At 68.6% G+C, this 21,178-nt stretch carries 21 protein-coding genes and 1 tRNA gene; 5 read left to right on the top strand and 17 right to left on the bottom strand.

The genetic code is table 11. The features are described 5' to 3' along the window. The first annotated feature begins 4 nt into the window (after positions 1–4). From AB0H21_RS16280 to htpX, 4 genes are all read left to right on the top strand, one after another. Complete coding sequence (locus AB0H21_RS16280) at positions 5–1,957, top strand: NADH-quinone oxidoreductase subunit L (protein WP_358516912.1); 1,953 nt, start codon at positions 5–7, stop codon at positions 1,955–1,957. A 184-nt stretch (positions 1,958–2,141) separates the two neighbouring features. Continuing rightward, on the top strand, positions 2,142–3,797 hold the full coding sequence (locus AB0H21_RS16275) for an NADH-quinone oxidoreductase subunit M (RefSeq protein ID WP_358516910.1): 1,656 nt from the start codon (positions 2,142–2,144) through the stop codon (positions 3,795–3,797). After that, positions 3,794–5,572 carry a proton-conducting transporter membrane subunit gene (locus AB0H21_RS16270; protein ID WP_358516908.1) on the top strand — a complete coding sequence of 593 codons (1,779 nt, stop codon included), beginning with the start codon at positions 3,794–3,796 and terminating at the stop codon, positions 5,570–5,572. The genes AB0H21_RS16275 and AB0H21_RS16270 overlap by 4 nt, the downstream gene beginning before the upstream one ends. Positions 5,573–5,655: 83 nt before the next feature. After that, positions 5,656–6,507: a zinc metalloprotease HtpX gene (htpX, locus tag AB0H21_RS16265; protein WP_358516906.1), complete on the top strand. Its 852-nt coding sequence runs from the start codon at positions 5,656–5,658 to the stop codon at positions 6,505–6,507. Positions 6,508–6,825: 318 nt separating this feature from the next. Here the strand turns inward: htpX and AB0H21_RS16260 are convergent, their stop codons facing one another. The 3 genes from AB0H21_RS16260 to AB0H21_RS16250 all read right to left on the bottom strand — a co-directional run bounded on the left by AB0H21_RS16260 (position 6,826) and on the right by AB0H21_RS16250 (position 9,698). Next, positions 6,826–7,401, bottom strand: a complete 576-nt coding sequence (locus AB0H21_RS16260; protein WP_358516905.1) for a pyridoxamine 5'-phosphate oxidase family protein — start codon at positions 7,399–7,401, stop codon at positions 6,826–6,828. Positions 7,402–7,588: 187 nt separating this feature from the next. Beyond that, the gene (locus AB0H21_RS16255; protein ID WP_358516903.1) at positions 7,589–8,704 is read right to left on the bottom strand and encodes a hypothetical protein; all 1,116 of its coding nucleotides are present in this window, start codon (positions 8,702–8,704) and stop codon (positions 7,589–7,591) included. A 505-nt stretch (positions 8,705–9,209) separates the two neighbouring features. Then, on the bottom strand, positions 9,210–9,698 hold the full coding sequence (locus AB0H21_RS16250; RefSeq protein ID WP_358516901.1) for a YajQ family cyclic di-GMP-binding protein: 489 nt from the start codon (positions 9,696–9,698) through the stop codon (positions 9,210–9,212). A 284-nt stretch (positions 9,699–9,982) separates the two neighbouring features. Here AB0H21_RS16250 and AB0H21_RS16245 point away from each other — a divergent pair. After that, positions 9,983–10,064: transfer RNA gene (locus AB0H21_RS16245), tRNA-Tyr, on the top strand. Positions 10,065–10,305: 241 nt separating this feature from the next. On the opposite strand, the gene AB0H21_RS16240 is transcribed toward AB0H21_RS16245, so the two are convergent. The 14 genes from AB0H21_RS16240 to AB0H21_RS16175 all read right to left on the bottom strand — a co-directional run bounded on the left by AB0H21_RS16240 (position 10,306) and on the right by AB0H21_RS16175 (position 20,827). Further along, positions 10,306–11,694 (bottom strand): site-specific integrase, encoded by a 1,389-nt coding sequence (locus AB0H21_RS16240; protein WP_358516899.1) that lies wholly within the window; start codon positions 11,692–11,694, stop codon positions 10,306–10,308. Next, positions 11,691–11,882 carry an excisionase gene (locus tag AB0H21_RS16235; protein ID WP_358516897.1) on the bottom strand — a complete coding sequence of 64 codons (192 nt, stop codon included), beginning with the start codon at positions 11,880–11,882 and terminating at the stop codon, positions 11,691–11,693. Before AB0H21_RS16235 ends, AB0H21_RS16240 begins: the two co-directional genes overlap by 4 nt. Next, positions 11,879–13,522, bottom strand: a complete 1,644-nt coding sequence (locus tag AB0H21_RS16230) for a replication initiator (protein ID WP_358517308.1) — start codon at positions 13,520–13,522, stop codon at positions 11,879–11,881. The genes AB0H21_RS16235 and AB0H21_RS16230 overlap by 4 nt, the downstream gene beginning before the upstream one ends. A gap of 44 nt (positions 13,523–13,566) precedes the next feature. Continuing rightward, positions 13,567–13,725 (bottom strand): hypothetical protein, encoded by a 159-nt coding sequence (locus tag AB0H21_RS16225; protein ID WP_358516895.1) that lies wholly within the window; start codon positions 13,723–13,725, stop codon positions 13,567–13,569. 6 nt (positions 13,726–13,731) lie between these two features. After that, positions 13,732–15,147, bottom strand: a complete 1,416-nt coding sequence (locus AB0H21_RS16220; protein WP_358516893.1) for an FtsK/SpoIIIE domain-containing protein — start codon at positions 15,145–15,147, stop codon at positions 13,732–13,734. A 96-nt stretch (positions 15,148–15,243) separates the two neighbouring features. Further along, complete coding sequence (locus AB0H21_RS16215; RefSeq protein ID WP_358516892.1) at positions 15,244–15,564, bottom strand: hypothetical protein; 321 nt, start codon at positions 15,562–15,564, stop codon at positions 15,244–15,246. After that, complete coding sequence (locus AB0H21_RS16210; RefSeq protein WP_358516890.1) at positions 15,561–15,851, bottom strand: hypothetical protein; 291 nt, start codon at positions 15,849–15,851, stop codon at positions 15,561–15,563. The genes AB0H21_RS16215 and AB0H21_RS16210 overlap by 4 nt, the downstream gene beginning before the upstream one ends. Beyond that, positions 15,851–16,273 carry a plasmid replication, integration and excision activator gene (locus AB0H21_RS16205; RefSeq protein WP_358516888.1) on the bottom strand — a complete coding sequence of 141 codons (423 nt, stop codon included), beginning with the start codon at positions 16,271–16,273 and terminating at the stop codon, positions 15,851–15,853. The genes AB0H21_RS16210 and AB0H21_RS16205 overlap by 1 nt, the downstream gene beginning before the upstream one ends. A gap of 135 nt (positions 16,274–16,408) precedes the next feature. After that, complete coding sequence (locus tag AB0H21_RS16200; RefSeq protein WP_358516886.1) at positions 16,409–17,239, bottom strand: integrase; 831 nt, start codon at positions 17,237–17,239, stop codon at positions 16,409–16,411. A gap of 1 nt (position 17,240) precedes the next feature. Further along, complete coding sequence (locus AB0H21_RS16195) at positions 17,241–18,080, bottom strand: sigma-70 family RNA polymerase sigma factor (protein ID WP_358516884.1); 840 nt, start codon at positions 18,078–18,080, stop codon at positions 17,241–17,243. Positions 18,081–18,251: 171 nt separating this feature from the next. Then, complete coding sequence (locus AB0H21_RS16190) at positions 18,252–18,530, bottom strand: hypothetical protein (protein WP_358516883.1); 279 nt, start codon at positions 18,528–18,530, stop codon at positions 18,252–18,254. After that, a complete protein-coding gene (locus AB0H21_RS16185) occupies positions 18,523–18,963 on the bottom strand; it encodes an ATP-binding protein (protein WP_358516881.1) in 441 nt (146 codons plus the stop codon). The genes AB0H21_RS16190 and AB0H21_RS16185 overlap by 8 nt, the downstream gene beginning before the upstream one ends. A gap of 105 nt (positions 18,964–19,068) precedes the next feature. Further along, positions 19,069–19,869 carry a helix-turn-helix transcriptional regulator gene (locus AB0H21_RS16180; RefSeq protein WP_358516879.1) on the bottom strand — a complete coding sequence of 267 codons (801 nt, stop codon included), beginning with the start codon at positions 19,867–19,869 and terminating at the stop codon, positions 19,069–19,071. Positions 19,870–20,341: 472 nt separating this feature from the next. Beyond that, entirely contained in the window at positions 20,342–20,827 is a 486-nt protein-coding gene (locus AB0H21_RS16175) for a hypothetical protein (protein WP_358516877.1), read from the bottom strand. Positions 20,828–21,178: the final 351 nt, after the last annotated feature.

Raw genomic sequence — 21,178 nt, 5'->3', positions numbered from 1 at the left:
CGGCATGACCGGACACGAGCTGGAGGCGGCCGCCGTCGTCGTCCTGCTGCCCTTGCTGGCCGCGGCCGCGGGCCTCCTGCTGACCCGCCGCCCGTGGCGGCCCACCCCTCCCGGCTCGGTGGACCGCAACGCGTACTGGAGGGCCGCGATGATCGCGGTCCTGCCCACCTTGATCTCCATGCTGCTGGCGATCTGGCTGTTCGCCGTCGTCTGGAGCCTCAGCCCGCCGGCGCCTCCGGCGGCGGGTCACTCCTTCTGGAACAGCGGCTGGAGCTGCCTCATCACCGGCTCCCTCACGGTGATCGACATCGGTGGGATCCCCATCACGGTGGGCCTGCGCCTGGACGTACTGGCCGCGCTGCTGGCCGTCCTGGTGACCGTCGTGGCGCTCGCCGTGCAGATCTACTCGGTCGGGTACATGCGCGACGAGCCGCGTTACCCGTCCTACAGCGCGTTCGTCAGCCTCTTCACCAGCGCCATGCTGCTGGTCGTCTACGCCGGGGACCTGATCGTCCTCTACGTGGGCTGGGAGGTCATGGGCCTGTGCTCCTACCTGCTGATCGGCCACTGGTGGGAGGACCGCGCGAACTCGCGGGCGGCGGTCAAGGCGTTCCTGGTCACCCGCCTCGGCGACGTCGGCTTCCTGTTCGGCCTGTTCGTGCTCGGCACCGCCGCGGGCAGCTTCCGCGTCGACGACGTGCTCGCCAAGGTCGCGTACATGCCCACCCCCGTGCTGGTGACCGCCACGATGCTGATCCTGCTCGGCGTGGCGGGCAAGAGCGCCCAGGTGCCGCTGCACACCTGGCTGCCGGACGCGATGGCGGGCCCGACGCCGATCAGCGCGCTGATCCACGCCGCGACGATGGTCGCCGCGGGCATCTTCGTCGTCGCCCGCCTGTTCCCCGCGTTCCTGCTGGCCCGTCCGACGCTCGACACGCTGGCGATCGTGGCCTCGCTGGGCATGCTGGGCGCGGCCCTCGCCGCCCTCGCCCAGGACGACCTGAAGCGGGTGCTGGCGTACTCGACGATCAGCCAGCTCGCGTACATGGCCGGGGGGCTCGCCGCCGGATCCGACCAGGCGGCGATCTTCCATCTGGTCACCCACGGCGCGTTCAAGGCGCTGCTGTTCCTGTGCGCGGGCGCGGTGATCCACGCCGTCGGATCGAACCTGATGAGCGACATGGGCGGGCTGCGACGCTCCATGACGATCACCTTCCCCGCCATGACCATCGGCTTCGCCGCGCTCGCCGGGTTGCCGCCCGCCAGCGGCTTCTTCAGCAAGGACGCCGTCCTCGCCGCCGTCGAGCACGCCACCCGCTCGGGGGAGCACCTCACGGACGCCGCCGCGTGGCTGCTGTACGGCTGCGCTCTGCTCACCGTCGCCGTGACCGGCGCGTACGCCGCCCGCGCGTGGCTGCGCACGTTCTTCGGCCCGAGCCGCGTCCACAACGTGTCACTGCCGGAGCCGGAGCCGGGCGTCGCCCACGTCTACGACGGCCGCGAGGCCCCGCCGTCCATGCTGTGGCCCATCGGAGCGCTGTCGGTTCCCGCGCTGCTGCTCGGCTTCGCCGGCGCGGGCCTGCTGGAGTGGCCCACGGCCGTGACCAGCGTCGTCGTCGCCCTGCTCGGCGCGGGCGTGGTGTACGCGGCGTGGCGCGCCGACCCGGCGGCCGACCCCGCGCGCGTCCTCGGTCCGCTGCGGGGGCCGTGCGAACGGGCGTTCCACGTCGACGCGGTGTACCACCGGCTGTTCGTGGCCCCGGTCCTGTGGCTGGCCGGCGCGGTCGCGCGTACGGACGACACGGTGGTCGACGGCGCGGTCCGCGGCTCGGGGCGCCTCGCCCTCGGCGCCTCCGGACTCCTGCGCCGCACCCAGACGGGCAACGCACAGTTGTACATCACCGGCATCCTGACCGGCCTGTTGATCATCACGGTCGCGGCGGTGGTCCTCAAATGATCACAATCCAGACCTGGGTTCGTCCCCGTGTCATGCTTACGCAGCCGTACGGTGCCAGCGCCTGGGACGGCCCGGGGATGACGGCCGTCCCGCTGACCGGGGAATTGTCGCCGCCGCCGAGTACGATGCGGCCGCGCCGGTACGGAGCCGGGGTCTCTGGGGCAGCGGGGGTGGTGGTGCGGGAATGAGCGCGGTGCTGATCGTTCTCCTGGCCGTGCCCTTGGCGGGGGCCGTCCTCCTGCTGCTCACGCGCGCCGAGCCGCCGCGCTGGTACGGGGCCGCGGTCTCGGGGCTGACGCTGGCGGCGGCGGTCGCGCTGGCCGTCGCGTTCGACCCCGGACGAGCCGGGCGGGCGCAGTTCCAGGTGGACCGTCCCTGGATCCCCGGGCTCGCGCTGCGCTTCCACCTCGGGCTGGACGGGATCTCGCTCCCGCTCGTCCTGCTGACCGCGCTGCTGACGTTCCTCTGCTTCGTCTACCTGACGCGGCACAGGCCCGAAGGCGGGCGGTTCCGGGCGCTGGTCTTCACGCTGCTGATCCTCGAAGTCGGGATGATCGGGACGTTCCTGGCGCTCGACCTGCTGCTCTTCTTCGTCTTCTTCGAGATCGTGCTCGTCCCGATGTACTTCGTGATCGCCATCTGGGGCGGGGCGGGGCGCGGTCCGGCGGCCGTGAAGTTCATCCTCTACACGCTGCTCGGCTCGGCCGTGCTGCTGCTGGGTCTGCTGCTGATCTGGGTCCACACCGGCACGCTGGACATGGTCCGCCTGGCCGAGGCCCACGGGTCCGGCATCCCGCGCGCCGCGCAGGTGCTCGCGTTCCTCGCGGTCGGGCTCGGGCTGGCGGTCAAGGCGCCGATGTGGCCGCTGCACACCTGGCTCCCCGCCGCGCACACCGAGGCGCCGACGGTCGGGTCGGTGCTGCTAGCGGCCGTGCTGCTCAAGATGGGCACGTACGGCTTCGCGCGCATCGCGATCCCGGTCCTGCCCGAGGGGGCCGCCGTCGTGGCTCCGTGGCTGGGCGCGTTCGCGGTGGCGGGCATCGTGTACGGGTCGCTGGCCTGTCTGGCGCAGCGCGATCTCAAGCGCATGATCGCGTACTCGTCGGTCGGGCACATGGGGTTCGTGCTGCTGGGGCTGGCGACGCTCACGCCGGTCGGGATCAATGCCGCTTTGTTCGGAAATATCGCCCATGGGCTGATCACGGGTCTGCTGTTCTTCGTCGTCGGCGCGCTCAAGGAGCGGTACGGCACGTCCGAGATGTCCCGCCTCGGCGGCGGCCTGCTCACGCGCCTGCCGTACATCGGCTCCCTGCTCACCTTCGCCGCCGTCGCCTCGCTCGGCGTCCCCGGCCTCGCCGGCTTCTGGGGCGAGATGCTGGCCCTCCTCGGAGCCTTCCACCCCGCCCCGACGCAGCCCCGCCCCCTCTTCCTCACCTTCATGGCCATCGGCGGCCTGGGCACCGTCCTGACGGCGGCCTACTTCCTCGTGATGCTCTCCCGAGTAACCCACGGCCACCCCACCGAGCCCGTCCAACCCCGCGAACCCCTCCCACCCCCCGCCCCCGACTCATCCGAACGCACCCTGCCCACCGAACCTGCCTCGTCCGGCGGGTACGGCCTGCCCTCGGAACTCGAGCGCGAGGTGTCGCTTGCCGGGGCGGGGAAGGGCACCGTGCCCCCGGGGCCGCCCGTCGTGTCGGGACGCCCGCGAGACCTCACCCCGTACGAGCTGGCCGCCTGGACGCCCCTGGTCGCCCTCACCCTGGCCCTCGGCCTCTGGCCCAAGCTGCTCCTGTCCCTCACCGACCCAGCGGTGCAGGCATTCCTGGGGGTGCGATGATCCAGTCGATCGACTACGCGGCCATCGCGCCGCCGCTGATCCTGGCGCTGGTGGCCGGGCTGGTGCTGCTCCTGGACGTCTTCCTGCCCCGCCGTCCCGGCACCCGTGCGGTGCTCGGGTACGTGACCCTCGCCGGCGTGCTCGCCGCCCTCGCGGTGGTCGCGGCCCAGGCCGTCCAAGGTGTCCGGCTTGCTACGTTCTGCGTCCCCGCCCGGCCGGCCGGTCCCCTGAGGCCCAGGGAAGAGCCGGCGGCATGCTCGTTCGTCGTGGACGACCTCACGCTGATCTTCGCGGGCGTCATCCTCGCCACGGCGGTCGTGATCGTCCTCCTCTCGATGACCCAGCTCGCGCGCACACCCGCCCCCGACGCAGTACGAACCTCCCTCGACCCGTCCCTCCCCACCCCCGCGAATACCGGCTCTACCTCCGCGAGTAGCGGCCCCACCCCCACGAGTACCGGCCCCACGCCCGCGAGTGCCAGGCCCATCCCTGCAAGTGTCGGCCCAACCCCCGCCGGTACCGGCCCCGTCCATGCCGCTACCAGGCCCATCCCCGCCGGTGAGTGGTACTTCCTGCTGCTGTGCGCGCTGACCGGGGCCGTCACGCTGCCCGCCTCCCGCGACCTGATCATGCTGGTCGTCGCGCTGGAGCTCGTCTCCCTGCCCGTCTTCGCCCTCACGGCCCTGAAGCGGTACGACGCGCGCGCGTCCGAGGCGGCGCTGAAGCTGTTCCTCGTCTCGGTGGTCTCCACCGCCATCATGCTCTTCGGCGTCTCGCTCCTGTACGGCCTGACCGGCTCGGTACACCTGGAGCGCATCGCGGCGAGCCTGAACGCACCCCTGTCCGCGATGACCGCCGCGGGCCCCGTCACGATGGACGCGACCTCCGCCGCCGCGCTCCCCGCGGCGGCCCTCTCCGCGACCGCCGTTCCGGCGACGGCCGTCCCCGCGGGCGTGCTCACCGTCGCGGTCGTGCTAGTCCTCGCCGGGTTCGCCTTCAAGGTCGCCGCCGTGCCGTTCCACTTCTGGGCCGCCGACGTCTACCAGGGCGCGCCCGTCCCCGTGGCGGCCTTGCTGTCGGTGATCAGCAAGGCGGCCGGGTTCGCGGGGCTCATCCTCGTGCTCACGATCGCGCTCGCGGGTCAGTCCGGCCTGTGGGCGCCGATCGTCGCGGTGCTGGCGGCGCTCACCATGACCGCCGGCAACCTGCTGGCCCTGCGGCAGCGGCACGCCGTACGGCTGCTCGCCTGGTCGTCGGTCGCCCAGTCCGGGTACATCCTCGCCGCGCTGAGCGTGGCCGGGAAGACCGCCGCCGCGGCGTCCATCGCCTATCTGGTGATCTATGCGGCGATGAACGTGGGCGCCTTCGCCGTCGTCATGGCCGCCGGGCAGGCGGGGGAGCGTAACGAGCTGGAGGACTACCGCGGTCTGGCCTTCCGCGAGCCCTTCTCGGCCCTGGCCCTGGCCTTCTTCCTGATCTGCTTGGCCGGGCTCCCGCCGGGCCTCGCGGGGCTCTTCGCCAAGGTCGTGGTGTTCCGCGAGATCGTCCGGGGCGGCGACGGATTGCTGGCCGTGGTCATGGCCGTCAACACCGTGATCGGCCTGTACTACTACATCGCCTGGACCGCCCGCCTCTTCACCCCCGCCGTCGCCCCCGGCGCGAAGCCGGCCGGACGCGGCGCCGTACGCCCGGCCGTGATCGCCGTCGCGGTCGCGCTGGTCGTGTCCCTGGCCTTCTCCGTGGCACCTCAGATCGTGCTCTCCGCCGCCGGCTGACGCCCCCGCCCCGTTACACCGGGAACGTTCGACCAGGCCACGAGCGTTGCCAGGGGTGAGCGCAACATCCGGAAGGGGGAAGCGTGCACCACAACGGCCTGCGTACCGCCGTCCTTCTCGGCGCCCTGTCCGCGTTGATACTGGTGGGCGGAGCATGGCTGGGCGGCGGTCGTGGTGTGCAGCTCGCCGTCCTGGTCGCCCTGCTGGCCAACGGGGCCGCCTACTTCTTCTCCGACCGCATCGCCCTGTCCGCCATGCGGGCCCGGCCGGTGAGCGAGGTCGAGCAGCCCACCCTCTACCGCATCGTCCGCGAGCTTTCGACGGACGCGCGCCAGCCCATGCCCCGCCTCTACGTCTCGCCGACCATGCAGCCCAACGCCTTCGCCACCGGTCGCGGCCCGCGTCGCGCGTCGATCTGCGTGACGTACGGCATCCTGCAGATCCTCGACGAACGTGAGCTGCGCGGCGTGATGGCACACGAGCTGTCACACGTGTACAACCGGGACATTCTCATCTGCTCGGTCGCCGCGGCCCTAGCCACCATGATCACGTACTGCAGCTACATCGCCGTGTTCTTCGGCGGCTCGGAAGACGATGACGGGCCCGGCTTCATCGGGGCGCTGCTGATGATGATCCTCGGGCCGGTCGCCGCCGGAATGATCCAGATGGCGATCTCCCGCTCCCGCGAGTTCCAGGCCGACGAGTCCGGCGCCCTGCTCACCGGCGACCCGCTCGGCCTCGCGTCCGCGCTGCGCAAGATCGAGATGGGGGCGCGCTCGTTGCCGCTCCCAGAGGAGAGCCGTCTGACCTCGGCGTCCCACCTGATGATCGCAAACCCGTTCCGCGGCGCCGGGGTGGGCAGACTGTTCTCCACCCACCCGTCGACCGCAGCCCGCGTCGCCCGCCTCGAACGCATGGCGGGCTACCCACGCTGACCGTCCGCCGCACAACCCCGCTGTACCCCGGGCCGGCCCTACCTCGGCAACCAGCGTCTCTGATTGGCTTGGCGATCCCGTGCGTTACACAGAATCAAGGCACAACGAGCTGCCCGGTATTCACCGATCGTCGTCGTGCCCTGGTGCCGGCAACTGGAGCCGTCGGCCCGCTGAGCACGTCCCTCCGGACGCTGACCGGTCAGGCGTGCACAGCCCGACCGGGGAAGGCGCCCGACGTCGCCTGGGCGTCGGGCGTGCCGGTAACAGCATGCCACGACACAACTACGATTCGCTAATCGAATCAGAGAGCCTGAACGCCTATGAGCGGTGCTTGACCGGGTCGGTCTCCTCGGCGCTCAGGGCAGGGAGCCCGTCGATGCTCTCCCGGTTGTGCTTGGCCCGGTAGGCGCGCTTCTGCTGGACGTCCTTGCGGTGGGCCCATTCGTCCAGCAGCGTCCGGTCTTCGTCGAAGCTCATGAACGGCACGGCGAAGCCGCAGGAGTCGGAAATACGGTCACATTCGACGACGATGACCGATCGCACCCCCGGGTGCGGCCCGAACAGCTTGAGCAGCCCCGGGAACTCCTCGTCGCCCGGCGTCACCACCCGACCGCGCCCGTACAGCCGCACGATGTTCGGAGGGCCGGAGAACGCGGCGAACATGATGGTGACGCGCCCGTTGTCACGGATGTGGGCGATCGTCTCCACGCCGCTTCCGTCGAGATCGAGGTACGCGACCGTGGTGTCGTCCAGGACCGCGAACGTGTCCGCGTACCCCTTGGGCGAGACGTTGACGTGCCCGCCCTGCTCGGGCGCCGTGGCGACGAAGTAGACAGGCTGTTCGGCGATGAACGCGCGGAGCCGTTCGTTGAGCGTTTCATGGACCTTTGCCATGTGCCCTCCCGAACCGGAGTTTATCGGACGGCACGCTGATTCGACCCTCGCGCCGATTGACCCTCGCGCCGTCCGACTTCGCGCCGTCCGACCTTGCGCCGTCCGACCTTGCGCCCCCTGACTTTGCCCCCCGACCTTGTACCGTCCGGTAGATCAGCGCGGGCCCGCCGTGCTGACGATCGGCGCGTCAGTCCCCGGGCAGCCACCAGTTCCACGCCTTGGCGGGCGCCTTGAAGCTGTCGATCTTCCTGAGCGCTCCCGTGGACGGATCGACCGTGCTGGTCGTCGCCCGCGTGACCGTCCACTTCTTGTCCGAGGTGAAGTGCCACAGCGTCAGCTTGCCGGAGTCGTCCCAGGCGATCCGGCTCGGGGAATCGTGGGAACGAAGCGGCAGTTCGACGGCGGGAGAGACCGAATCGGTGGACAGGTCGTAGAGCCGCAGGCGCGGCTTATTCTCCGGCGCCACGATGACCAGTCCCACCGTCACCCCGTCGTCGGCGAGGGCCACCGGCGCGTTGTTCGCCACCACCTGCGGCACCACACGGCTCTCCTCCGCGGCCCCGTCCGTGTCGTAGACCGTGTACTCGGTCGTGTTGTCCTCGGTGAACCGCGACGTCAGGACACGCCGGCCGTCCGGGCTGAAACCGGCCACGCTGAGGTCCCCGGGGATGCGCGCGATGTGGCCGTCCGTCAGACGGACGATGAGCGAGGGCATCTTCCCGTTCTGGTCGGAATAGTTGAGCGCCACCGCGTCGCCGCTGGGCGAGAACGTCGGGAAGACGTCGCCCATGCCGAGCCCCTTCGGCAGCCGCGCGGCCGCACCCGGCAGGACGTGCGTGCCCCCGTTGACGTTCTTGTAGACCAGCTTCCGGTCGGACTTCCGGAAGAAGAGCAGCCGCGTCCCGTCCCCGCTGATCGTGAACGGGGCGGTGATCTCCTTGTCCGTCTTCCCGTCCGCCCCCCGAGGGAAGACCTGGGCGTTCCTGACCCTGACCGTCTTCCCGTCGCGAAGCGTCAGCTTCCAGTCTCCGCACGGAACGTCGTACCCCTCCTTGGGCTTGCGGCAGGCGGCGACCCAGGCGTATCGGGCGGCGGCCCCCGCCGCGGCCGCTTTCACGGTGGCGGCAGTGCCCGCTGCGCTCGTCGCGGCCATGGTCGCCGTCTTCGTCGCGGACGTGGCGAGGCTCGTAGAGGCGGAGGCGGCTCCCGTTCTCGCCTCCGCGTCCGCCTTCGCGGGACCCGCGGCCGCGGTGACGGCGAGGGCAGCCACCGCGACCGGAGCAAACGTGCGCATGTACTTCATGACGCGATCCTTTCGACATCACCAATAGATGCCGTGGACGTCAGAAAAGTTGCGCTCGCCCCCACCGAACCCGGCCACGAATGGATATCGGTTGGATATCGGCGCGTCGATCGCGCGATCGGCCCGCCGGGCAGGTTCCGGGCATGATCGACGACTGGCGGCGGGACCGGATAGGCAGCGCCCTGCGCGGGGGCAACCCCACAGTGCCGCGACGCCTGGACGCGGCCTTCGCCGTGATCGGAGACGGGCGGGTAAGGACACCAATCCGGACGGCGGGCGGTAGGGACACCAACGTCCGTATAGGACGGAGGCGTCAATGACTCAACACAGCACCACTTGACCCAGAGGGCCGTACCGCTGGGGTACTGACCCAGGGCACAACGGCGAACCAATGTGCCCTGGACACGCTCCCCTCAGGAGTGTCAGACCCGAAACACAAGGTCAGAACAGGTACGGCAGGCAAACTTCAACCGCCCGCCGCCCCAGTCGTGAGACGAAGATCAGCTCACCGGTAATTCGTGAACTGCAGGGCGATGTCCAGGTCCTTGCCCTTCAGCAGCGCGATGACGTCCTGGAGTTCGTCCTTCTTCTTGGAGCTGACCCGGAGCTCGTCACCCTGGATCTGCGCCTTGACGCCCTTGGGCCCCTCATCCCGGATGATCTTCGAGAGCTTCTTGGCGTGCTCCTGGTCGATGCCCTCCTTGAGACCCACGACCAGGTGGTACTCCTTACCGGAGAGCTTCGGCTCGCCGGCGTCCAGTGTCTTCAGGGACAGACCCCGCTTGATGATCTTTTCCTTGAACACGTCGAGCACGGCGTTCGCGCGCTCCTCGCTGTTGGCCTTGATCGCGATGTCCTCTCCGGACCACGCGATGCTCGCCCCCGTGCCCTTGAAGTCGAAGCGGTGCCCGACTTCCTTGACCGTCTGGTTCAGCGCGTTGTCGACCTCCTGCCGGTCGATCTTGCTAACCACGTCGAAACTGCTGTCGGCCATCGGTATAGGTGTCCTCTCTCGTCCCCCCCGACCCTAGCGACCCACGCGCCATCCCGTGTGGATCACCCCACACCCTCCCGCACAACCTCTGGCCCCACAAAACATTCCACCCACCCAACCCTGCAGCCCGTCCCCGCTCGGCACCGCACGCGGCGGCGTACACCACAGCCTCCACGGCAGGCCTGGGCAGAGCGTCCGACGCGGCCCCGCCGGGACAAACCGGTGTCACAGCCACCCCGGAAGTCCGCTATTCTTCTACCTGTCGCCGTGAGAGCGGCCAACAAGGCAGGTTGCCCGAGTGGTCAAAGGGAGCGGTCTGTAAAACCGTCGGCTCAGCCTACGCAGGTTCAAGTCCTGCACCTGCCACCGGCAGAAACCCCAGCTCAGAGGCCCTCCGGGGCCTCTTCTGGTTTCCGGCCCCATGCAGCCAGACGCAGCCGAAAGCAGCCGTTTGTCACTGCTCCCGGAATATGCGCGGAATGGATCACGGCCCGTTTGCCCAGGTGAGCCGCCATGATCCGGAGCGTGCGCGGAGCGGCGCCCGCCCTGGAAACGCCGAAAGGCCCCGGGGATCATCCGAGACCTTTCGTGCCGCATGTGGCGAGTCTCAGGCCGCAAGGGCTTCCTCGATCCGCCTGTTCACGATCTTCTCTTGGCCATCGACGCACTTGGCGTAGACACGCAAGAGCACATCCACCCCATGCCCCGCCCGTACCGCCACCTCGGGAGCCGGTACGCCCCCGTTAAGCCACAGGGACACGGCCGCGTGCCGAAGGTCGTAGGGACGCCGCGCGAGCGGGGAGGCGACCTGGGCCGGAGTGAGCGCCAGCGTGCGGGCTTCCTGCCACACCTCGGTGTAGGCCGTCGAGGCCACGACCCCGCCCCGCTCGCTTTGGAACAGCCGCCCGTCCGCAGCCACCCCGAACTCTTCGATGTGTTGCCGAAGGATCTTCACCAGCTCAGGCGGGATAGGAACCACCCGCACGTCATCTTCGCCGCGATGCTTCAAGCCGCGTAGCTCGTGAGCGTCCCCGCTGTCGGTCCACTGTGTGTTGACCTCGGGTCGCGAGACATCGAGCGTGAGCCGTCCCCAGCCAGTACGGGGAAGGTGGCAGTCGTCTTGCCGAAGGCTGACCGCCTCCCCCGGACGCAGCGCCGCGAAGTACATGCAGGCGAACAGTGCCATCAACCGCTGACCACGCCCGCGCCGGCCATGGCCCCTTTTGCCGACGTAGGTCAGTGCGGTCAGCAGCTCCCGCGCCTGCCGAGGGTTCACCACCACCCGAGGGTCTACCGTTTCGGTCGTCTTTGGAGGCGACCACTTGACGCGATGCAGTGGGTTGGAGGCCAGTTCTTCCAGCTCCACCGCGTACTCAAGAACGTTGTGCAGGACCGCACGCTTGCGCTTGACCGTGTTGGCACTGGCTTTCTTGCCGTCCAGGAGCAGTGCGAGTGCATCGAGCGCGGCGCGTACGGTCTTGGTCTCGTTCAGGTCGGGCACGCCAAGCGAGGCCGTCTCAAGCCACCGGATGGCCCGCGCCATGTCCGGGGGAGGCACCGGCCGCTTGGACTCCGGAAGAAGCGCGTACTTGCGAAGGGCCGTCCGCAGCGTGTCTGCGTCGGGACGTCCGGGCGTTTCCCTGGTCAGAATGGGAAGCACCGTCGCCAGCGAGTCAGACATGCTGTCCCGGCTTTTGGGGGCCGCGTGCGGCCATTTCATCTCGACGTACGCCCGGACGAAGTCGAAGACCGTACGGGCTTCCTTGGCCTTCACCATCGACACCGGAAGGCCCGAGTCGATATCGAATGCCTCTCCGTTCTTGGCCGCCTGCCGCAGGTCGGACAGCCAGTTTTTCGCCTGCGCGGACTTCTCGTAGGTCTTGGACTTCTCACGCCCCGCGACGGTCCACCGCACGGTGTAGGAGATCGGTTTCGTGCTCTTGGCCGACTTGTTCGGCCGGATCTCCCAGAACTTGACCTTGTAGGAGGTGTTCACGCCGCCTCCCGCAGCGTCTCAAGCCAGGAGTCGAACTCACTACGCCACAGCCGCAACTCGTTGTTGGGCAGCCGCAGCCCACGGGGAGCCTTGCCGATCTCCCGCCACCGGTAGAACGTGCGCTCGGAGACCCCGCCCAGTGCCTCCAAGATCTCCGGAACCGTCATCAACTTGTCGTGACCCTTCACGCCGCCCTCCCCGCTGTCTCAGTTACCGAAAGTTCTCCGATGGGTTGTCCGTCTGCGCGTGCCTGTGCCTGTTTGAGTGCCGCGCGCCATTGGTGGCGTTTGGCGAGTTCGTCTAGCAGCCGTTTGGCGCGGTGGGGGACGCCGCGATCGGCCGAGGTGACCGGGCGCCAGATGTAGCGGTGCGGGTCGAGGGGGTCGCTGTCGTTGGTTGCTGGAAGGCCGAGTTCGGCGAGTTGTTCCAGCACCCAGGCCCGCCGGTCCTGTTTGTGTTCGGACAGGGTCTTGCCGGACCACTTGCGCGAGACCAGCACCCGACGACCGGCGTAGCCGAGGTGTTCGGGCTTGTGCGCCTTGCCCCGGCAGGCCCCGGGTCGCATCCCCGGTTTGGCTCCCTTGGGCTGCACGCCGTAGCGCAGCCAGTTCGGGCAGGTGGGCGCGCACGGTTCGTAGCGCAGGACCGCCATGAGCCGTTCCACATGCGCCCGCTGGGCATCGCTGGTCGGCTCGTGGCAGTCAGTGAGTGATTTGGTGAGGTACTTGGTCAGGTAGAACAGCCCTAGGTCCGCCCCCGGAGAGCCCGCCATGACGCCCTTGACGTCGATCTGAGGACCCAGGCGCACCACGTGCAGAGGTTCGGCGTCCGGGTCGGCGTCGAGCTGGTCGAGGGCCTGTTCCCAGGTGGGCAGGACTTCGCCGGTCGCAGGGTCGAGGTAGTCGCCGGCCTGCCCGTTACCGCGGTCGGTGGCGTGTTCGTCGCCGACCCAGACCGGCAGGTGTTCGCCCTCGAAGCGGACCACGTCACACGACGGCCACCACACCTGGTGATAGGTCGCCGCCGCCACGGCCTTGACCTCAGCACGTGGCATGGTGCCCCGCACGGCCATGTGCAGATGCGGCGCCAGCCGCTTCTGCGGCTCCACGGTGGCGAAGTACTGCACGTCATACCCCGCCACGCGGCGAAGGTTCTGCACGAACCGATCCACCAGCTTGGGAAAGTGGATCGCATCCCGCGCCGCCCGCACGTAGTCGTACGTCGAGGGATCGACGGGTGTGCCGTCCTGACGCACTTTGCCGTAGCTGTCGCAGGTCAGGGTGATGAACAGCGACGGCCGGTATACGCGCCCGTCCGGTGCGGTGAAGGTGCGTCCAACGGTGCGGTTCTCCCGCTGGCGCTTGGGCAGGTCGGGTGCGTCCTGACGGCGACGGGTAGAGCGCGACCGGCGAGGCTTGCCCTCCCCCGGCAGGACGTGACCTCGGACCCCGGATTCGGCTAGCTCATCGTCCAGGGTCGTGGCCACCTCATCCCAGACGGCCAGGTCCTTACCGTCCTGTTCGGCCAGGTCTCGCAGCGCTTCGACGTCGGCGCGTTCTTCGACGAGCCAGCGTTGACGGTCGGTCGGTTCGCTGCGTTCGGCGACCGGTTCGGCCTCCAGATGCCAGCCCTCCCGACACTGCGCCTTACGGAGCTGCACTGCCCGGTTCGCGCACGGCTCGCACTTGGCCGCCAGGGTGGCGCCGCACGGGACGTTGACGTACTCGACCTTGCCCGTGGTGGTGTCGGTGCGCTTGAGCACCACCGGACGCAGACAGACGCCGTTGACCTTGCATGCCTCTTCGATCACGTCCAGGGCCAGCGGCATCGCCGCGCGCACGGCCCGGGGTAGGGAACGGTCGTCGGGGTGGGTCACCGGGCCTCACCGCCGTCCCCACAGGGCAGGGTGAGCGCCGTCTGTCCACACGCGCGGCACTCGACCAGGCCCCGCATGGGGTCGAGCCACAGCACATCCAGGCAGCCGCACGCCGAGCAGCGAAGCCCCGTCAGGCATTCGGCCAGCGGAGTCATGCCGCCTCACCGGCCCCGGGCGAACTCGGCGACCATGGCCCGGATATCGGCGTCGGAGACGTACGCCGCGCGGACGCGGACCGGTTCGGGGGAGGCTTCCAGCCGCACGTACCCGACGCCGGCCCCGGTGGCCGGGTTGGTCGAGATCTGGTCTGCCAACGCGCCACGGTCGCGGGCCCCGTCGCCGAGGACGAGATCCACCTGTGAGGGTTCGTCCAGCCGTAACGCGATCTTGTCGGGGAACAGGTTGCGAATGGACAGGATCTCTTTGCGGGGGTCCTGCAAGGCGGCCAGGACACCGACGCCCACGGCGCGGCCCTGTGTTGTGAGGGTGGCCAGGGCCGCCGTGATGCGTTCGCGGCATTTGCGGTCGGTCTGGTAGGCGGTCAGGAACGCCACCTCATCCACCACGACCAAGACGAACGGGTCATCGACGGTGGGTGTGTGGTTGCGCTGGACTCCGGCGAACCGTCCCGCGCGCTCCTGCATGACCTTGACCGCCGCTTCGAGCAGGTCGGCACAGGCGGGAGGGTCGGCGGCGTACCGGTCTCCGAACAGGGCCCGCCCGTACGACAACTCCATGAGCTTGGGGTCCAGCGCCCAGATCTCCACCAGCCCGGCGCGCTGTGCGGGGAGTAACCCGCGGATTGCCGACCACAGCCACGACCCCTTACCCGCGCCGGTGGCACCGGCGACCAGGACGTGAGTGCCGTGCAGCTTGAGCAGGTAGGGCGAGCCGTCCTCACGCAACCCCACCGGGACCGCCGATACCTGCATGTCCCCGGTGATGGGCAGCGCGGGGATCGGCGCGGCGAGTATGTCGCGCCGGGGGAAGACCAGGGTCACGCGGCCGGGTTTGGCCGAGGCGATGCGGCATTCGTGGCCGGCGAACCCGTGGGCGAGGTTGTCGGCCCGGTCCTGCCAGTCGGCAGCCGATTGCCCCGACAGCATGCGCACCGTGGCCACGTCAGCGGTCGGCGTACTGGTGACCTTGAGCAGTCGAGGAAGGTATTCGCGTCCGCCGATGTGCTTGGCCAGCCCGGAGACGACCATGACCGGTTGCCAGTGACGCCGGTAGATCCACATCCACCGCCACCACGCGCGCAGCCGGAGCCCTGCCCAGGCCGAGAACGAGACGGGTTCGGCCAGCCGCCACCCAAGCAGCGCCGAGACGGTCGCGACGACGGCCGCCAGAGCGACGCGCCAGCCGTACACCGCCCACAGCACCAGCGGGGCGACGACGGCCAGACAGGCCAGGGGGTGACGCCACACCATCCGGAACAGCCCCGCGACCGCGCGGAACACGATCGCGAAGATCGTGAAAATGGCCGGGGTGTTGACCACCGTGGGGCGGAACACGAGTGAGTCGGGGACGGTGGAGACGATGTCCCGGGTGTAGTCCCCGGGGAGTTTACGCAGCATAAACTGAACGCCTCTTCTCGTGACGTGAGACTTCGTGGGGAGAGGAACCGGGGGCCGCCGGAAGTTGCAGCTTCCAGCGGCCCCACCTGTAACCGCTCAGGCAGCCTTGCCGGGCGTCGCCTTGTCGGTGGCGTGCCGGGTGTGCTGGTCGCGCAGGCGCTCGCAGTCGGCCAGGAACCGCGCCGCCGCCTCGAAGAGGTCGCGGGCGAACTTCACGTGCGTGTCGGTGACCGTGGTGTCGGAGGCGGTACCGATGCTCACGCTGGTGTGATCGAAGTCGATGGACATGAACACCCGCGCGTCATCGCCCACCGGGTAGTGACGCACGCTCGCGTGCTGGTCGGGGTAGATGTTCACCCCCACGTGGGCGGGGTTGCCGGGGTGCATGCTGATCGTGGTGTAGGTGTAGCCGTTCACGCGGCGTCCTCCTGATCGGTCTGCCGCCGGGACTCGCGCCGGATCTGGCCCCGGTGCAGGCGTTCGACCTCTTCGGCGAAGGCCCGCGCCTGGTCGGCCAGCTCACGAGCGAAGGTCACCGAGGCGTCGTCCACCCGGTTGGCGTGCAAGGTGACCTTCATGACCGCGTTACCGGCCGCGACCTCGAAGACCGGCGTACGGTGCGGGTAGACGAAGCAGGCCGACCGGCCGCGCCCGTCCACGTGAAGGGTCGTGGTCTGCCAGGACCCGTTGACCGGCCTGCCCATCAGGCAGCGTCCTGCTTACCGGCCGCAGCGGTCCGGGCCGAGGGGGCACCGGCCGTCGCCCGGGGAGCGCGCATCTCCCGCGCCCGGACCGAGTAGGCGATCCGCTGCCCGTTCTGCCACGGCGTGACGGTCAAGCCGTCGAACTCCACCGGGATGAACGGCAGCCCCGGCATCGGCGCCGGGGGAACCGGCTGAACCGGCGAGGTGACCTTGACCTTGAGCGTCTTGTCACGCGCGTCGGGGTCACAGTCCAACACCGTGACCTGCCAGACGAACTCACCGGTGTCCTTGTCACGCGCCCACACCGGCTTACCGGGCGTCGACGCCTCGAAGTCCTTGACCTGCTCGACCTCGCCCACCATGTAACAGCCGGAGGGGAACACCTCCTCGAAGGCGACCCGGAACGCGCGGGGGATTGGCATCGTCACTCTCCTGTCTACTCCCCTAGACAGCTACGGCTCATCCGTAGAAGGGAACTGTCTAGGGGGCTATGCATAGAAGAGTACGTGCACTGACCCGGTTCTGTCTAGGGGGGTGTACAAGCCGGTCCGGCCGCCTCAGCCCGAGCTGTTCACCAGCGCGTACGCGGCCGTGGCGTCGTCGAACGTCTTGCCCCGAGGCCAGCGGCTGCCGTCGAGGTCGGACCGTTCAGCGTCCCTGATGCGCTGGATGAGGTCGGCAGGGCCGTGCTGGGCGAGGACGTCGAGGCCGTGTCGCCAGGTGGCCAGGTGGAATCGGTCGATCAGGCGGGATGCTCCATCGCTGAGGAGGGCAGCCGCCTGGATGCGAGCGGCGGGGACGCTGCCGGTCAGGGCTTGTTCCGCGGCGAGGGGGTCGACCGAGGCGACCCAGAACCCACCGTCACGGTTGCGGTGATGCCGCAGCGCTTCGACATACTCGCGATGCGCCTGCTCGTGCTCAGGGGTGCCGCCGGGCAGAGCGTCCATGCGGGCGCGGTAGTGCGCCCCGATCTGCGCCTCGCGGTCGTCGCAGATCACCATCGGCTCCGCCTTCTCGACGTCCAAGACGAGGACGGAGTCGGCCAGCACGAGCCATTCCAGCACCTCACCAGCGTGACGCAGCATGACGATCGTGGCCGAAGGGGAACCGGCGTGGGACAGATCGCAGGTGAAGTCATGCATGGAGGTCACGGCCTTGATGCCCTCGGCGAGGATCTCGGCCAGGGTGCCGGCGCTTTGGGTCATCGAGGCGAGCAGCGTCGACCCCAGCATTCGGGAGTACCAGGCCACCCCATGCGAGCAGCCGGATTCCGAACCGACCGGAGTCCCCGCGCCGTCGAGGAGCACCACGGCATCGGGGGTCGCCGCTATGAAGTCCTCGTTCGGCCGTGTCGCCTTAGCGGGCTCGGTGGCGAAGGTGACGCGCACGTCAGGACTCCTCATGCCGATACAGCGGACTGGCCAATTCTGCTCTCACCGGTTCCCCGGTTGCCGGGTCGTACTCCACCCCCACCACCGAGGAGAACCGCTTGTCGGACACCTGGCCCCACAGCGTGTTGATCTCACCGACGATCAGGCTGACCACACCGAGAGTGCCTTGCGGGTGGATGCCGGTGAACACCAGCACGTTGCCTTGCCCGTCGGGTCTGCCCAGCCGCCCGAGGTAGGCGTAATCCACGTTGGTGGCTGGAGCGCTGTCCTCCCCCGAACGGAAGGTGTTCCCGGTACGCCGGTCGCGCAGCGTCCACGGCCCGTCATCGGCCTTGACCCACTCAAGCACCGGATCGGACTCATACAGCGCGCCCATGACCGGCGACAGACGCGGCCCGCAGATGACAATTAGGTTTGGGCGGTTGAGATCGATGTCCCCGCCCAGCGGGACGTGTTCCAGCTCCACAGCCAGGCCGAAGCCGCGCGCCAGGTCTTCCAGGCGCTTGCCTGCCGTGACGTCTTCCATCGCGACAACCGGGCGCGCTTTGATCGCGTCCTGCTTGAGCGGCGTGGCGATCGTGAGGGTGCCTGTTCCCAGGAACGCGCCCTCGGGGGCCGGGCCGGTGTGGCGGATCTGGTGAATCCGGCCCCGGGTGAGCCCGGCCGCCTCGGCGATCTGCGCATATGACATGCCTTGGGCGTGCAGTTCTTGGATGACCCGGCGCCGCAGCCGAGCCAGTTCGGTGACCTCCTGCTGAGCCGCATTGAGTCGCTCGGTGGCCGCCCTGAGCAGGACGAAGGGGTCTTCGATGGCGGCGATGCGCTCAAGCTCGCTCACGGGCACGGCAGGGTCCTCTCGGTGGTGCTCAACCGAGTCTAGGCCCCTAGACGAAATGTCGTCGATTCCCCTGGACAGTTGCTGTTTGACCTGATCACCCGTGGCAGCGCTGACCGCTCGCATGTTCCACCGCCGGTTGGGCACACCCCGGGGACTCATCGCGCATGCCCGCTACCGGGCCATGCCGACAAGGATGGCCTGCCACACTTGGCGGCCCTCCGCGACGCCCATCCGATGCGTCTCGGTGACCTCGGGAGCCTTGCGCTTTTGCACGGTGCGCCGGATGAAGGCCATACCGCCCGCGTGACACAGCTCGAAGAACACCGACCGGCAATCACAGGTCCAGGCCAGGACGCGCACCCGCGAGGAGTCCCCAGGCGGCAGCCAGACCAGCCGCTGGCACCCGGTCTGCGGGATCGGCAGATGAGGACTGAGACACGGCTCATCCACGCGACTCCCCCGCGCCCGGACGGAAGGGCGCAGACGCGGCGCCGGCGACGGGGACGAGCAGCGTCGCCCACACGGTCCGGCCGTACTCGTCCCCGCGGACGCCGTAGGAATCGGCCAGCGTCGCCACCAGCAGCAGGCCGCGCCCGCCCTCTTCCTCACCGCCCGGTGTATGCATGGCGGGGGCGTCCGGGCCGCCCTCGTCGGTGACGCCCAGCCAGACACGGTGACGCTCGGCCTGGATCTCGACATGGAACCGGCCGCCGAACCGCTTGGTCGCCGAGTGGCGGATGGCGTTGGTGGCCAGCTCGCTCACGATCAGTTCGGCCGTGTCGACGAGCGGCCACCCGGCCAGGAAGGTGGTCACGAAGCGGCGGGCTTCGGTGACCGATGGGGGAGTGCCGAGGAAGGACCGGGACATGCGCCATGCCGCCATGGATACGCTCCGTCGTCTAGGGGGCTATACGACCACGCCGGAAGCGTATGACCAGGGCTTGTGAACTCTCAAGGAATTCGACGCATAAATGCGTGACTTCTATGGCTAGGCAGTCAACTTACGGAAGTCCGTCCCGATATCTGCCAGCAGGCTCCGCAGCGCATCCCCGTACACCGCCACCCCCGCGAAGGCATCCAGCACTTCCCGATGAGCCGCCACATCCCCCGGATCGGTCACCACGGCATCACCCGTGAACACCTCAGCGACCGACACCGCCCCATCAAAGATCGTGAACCCGTGCAACGGGAATGCCGGCGCTTCCACCGACCAGGGCACCACACCCAGCCGCACGTGCTCCAGAGTAGACACCTGGATCAACCGGTCAAGCTGCGCCACCATCAACGACGGCGACCCCGGCCACGTCCGCACCGCCCCCTCAGTGAGCACGAAGGAGAACCGCCGCCCGTCCTCGAAGAGAACCGCCTGTGCCTGCACGCGGATGGCCGCAGCCTTGGCCGCATCCTCCTCATCCACCGCCCGCCCCACCGTCAACGCCAACCGGGCATACTCGGCGGTCTGCAGCAGGGCAGGGATCATCGCCGAAGAGAAGCAGACGATCTCGGTAGCGGAGCGCACCCGCGCCGCATCCGCCGACTCCCGACCAGCCAGGCCGCCCCGCAGGCGCGACACTTCATCGCGCAGACGAGCAACCAGCGCATCCAGCTCGACCCTATCCGCCGGCCTCAACCCCAACGCAGCCGACAGCCGATCAACCGTCTCCGGAGTCGGCAGAAGCCCACCCGTCTCAATCCGCGAGATCGTCGGCTGCCCCACCCCCACACGCCGGGCCAGCTCCTTACCCGTCAGCCCCGCATCCCTGCGCAACCGCCGAACAAGCTCACCCAACTCCCGCAGCCGACCCCGCCGTTCCTCCACACCGAGCGTTCTACCACCACGCACCCGACGTGCACCGACGCTCAGCGCGGATCTTGCCGAATTGTGCTTTTAGGAATCAAGGCGGCAGCGCTCCGCGCCGCCGCACGGCCCGCCGCCCGCTCCGCCCGGCCGGGCGTGCGGCGTGGGCGCCGGTCCCGGCCGGCGGCGGGAACGCGGGCCGCCCACCGCACCGAGCACCCGCCGTACCAAGCCTCACCCGCCGACCAGGCACGCGCCGCCGCCGCACAGATACAGCACGACGATCGCCATGCTTTGGCTGGCCATCACACAGGGTCGGGGGCGATCGAAGGTCCGGGACTTCGTACCTCAGTCCCGGCCCACCGGACTTCCGAAGCTTGGCTCGTAACAAATTGAGCGAGAATCGGGATCTCGAAGACGTTCTTGCTCTTTTCCCGATGCGGTAGCAGAGAGCTGTTCGATCTCAGTTTTCGCGATGAGACGCGCTGTCCACAAAAATTTGTGCAGCGAACAGGAGTAGCGAAACAGACGCGCCAATCAGTGCGCCAGCTATGAATAGTGAACGATTAGCTTCTTGTTCACGTTGGGTATCAGTCAGCAGAGCAGTCTTTTGTCCAGCCCCGCATGCCTCCCAGCGGAGCCCGGGACCGTTGGCGCTGGGCTCGGTACCTTCTGTTCGCTTGTTAGCCGGTAGTGGAGAGATTTCAGTGACACAGTCAGGCACAACGACACCTTCGCGAGTCGCAACGGTCCAGCCGAGCCAGTAGTTGTTTGCGAAGTCCTCTACGGTTCGTGATTCAAATTCGCGTAGCTTCCAGAGGCTCATGTTGGCCGCAACGTCTGGCGCCCAGTAGAGCTCTTGGCGCGAATTCTCGCGCGGTCCCTTCTGGGCTGTAGTCGTGGCCTCTACGTAGCCTAGGAAGTAGTTATGCTTGGCAATGTCGTACATGGAGCACATCTCTGCTCGGATGATCTGCTCGGCGCCGAATCGTGAAGCACTGGGGGCACGCCACTTTTCGGCAGTCCGGCGGCCCGATTGTGTTACGCGCAGGTGGGCTAATGTGGCGTCATCCTCAAGAGCTAAGACATAGGGAACGCATTGCCTGGCCGTGGGGGATGACGGGTCTGCCGTTATAGTGATACTGACGGCTCTCAAGTTATTGTCGGCAGGTCGCGTGGACGCCTCTGGGGTAACGTGATAATTGATGCGAATATTACGCAGACCCATATTTGGCACTATCAAGGTGACCTTCCCTCGGGGTGCCGTTAGAGGGGCTAAGCTTGTGGCATTCTCGAATGC

The sequence above is a fragment of the Sphaerisporangium sp. NPDC051011 genome, from assembly GCF_040653595.1.
Taxonomy (GTDB): Bacteria; Actinomycetota; Actinomycetes; order Streptosporangiales; family Streptosporangiaceae; genus Sphaerisporangium.
The sequence above is the reverse complement of the archived record's forward strand: the minus strand, read 5'-3'. Positions and strand labels throughout refer to the sequence as shown.

Coding starts and splice junctions, on each gene's coding strand:
- AB0H21_RS16225 (WP_358516895.1), bottom strand. CDS start 13,725: ATGACTCCGCTGGCCGAATGCCTGACGGGGCTTCGCTGCTCGGCGTGC.
- AB0H21_RS16280 (WP_358516912.1), top strand. CDS start 5: ATGACCGGACACGAGCTGGAGGCGGCCGCCGTCGTCGTCCTGCTGCCC.
- AB0H21_RS16270 (WP_358516908.1), top strand. CDS start 3,794: ATGATCCAGTCGATCGACTACGCGGCCATCGCGCCGCCGCTGATCCTG.
- AB0H21_RS16210 (WP_358516890.1), bottom strand. CDS start 15,851: ATGGGCAGGCCGGTCAACGGGTCCTGGCAGACCACGACCCTTCACGTG.
- AB0H21_RS16220 (WP_358516893.1), bottom strand. CDS start 15,147: ATGCTGCGTAAACTCCCCGGGGACTACACCCGGGACATCGTCTCCACC.
- AB0H21_RS16230 (WP_358517308.1), bottom strand. CDS start 13,522: ATGCCGCTGGCCCTGGACGTGATCGAAGAGGCATGCAAGGTCAACGGC.
- AB0H21_RS16185 (WP_358516881.1), bottom strand. CDS start 18,963: ATGGCGGCATGGCGCATGTCCCGGTCCTTCCTCGGCACTCCCCCATCG.
- AB0H21_RS16255 (WP_358516903.1), bottom strand. CDS start 8,704: ATGAAGTACATGCGCACGTTTGCTCCGGTCGCGGTGGCTGCCCTCGCC.
- AB0H21_RS16260 (WP_358516905.1), bottom strand. CDS start 7,401: ATGGCAAAGGTCCATGAAACGCTCAACGAACGGCTCCGCGCGTTCATC.
- AB0H21_RS16205 (WP_358516888.1), bottom strand. CDS start 16,273: ATGCCAATCCCCCGCGCGTTCCGGGTCGCCTTCGAGGAGGTGTTCCCC.
- AB0H21_RS16250 (WP_358516901.1), bottom strand. CDS start 9,698: ATGGCCGACAGCAGTTTCGACGTGGTTAGCAAGATCGACCGGCAGGAG.
- AB0H21_RS16275 (WP_358516910.1), top strand. CDS start 2,142: ATGAGCGCGGTGCTGATCGTTCTCCTGGCCGTGCCCTTGGCGGGGGCC.
- AB0H21_RS16175 (WP_358516877.1), bottom strand. CDS start 20,827: ATGTACGACATTGCCAAGCATAACTACTTCCTAGGCTACGTAGAGGCC.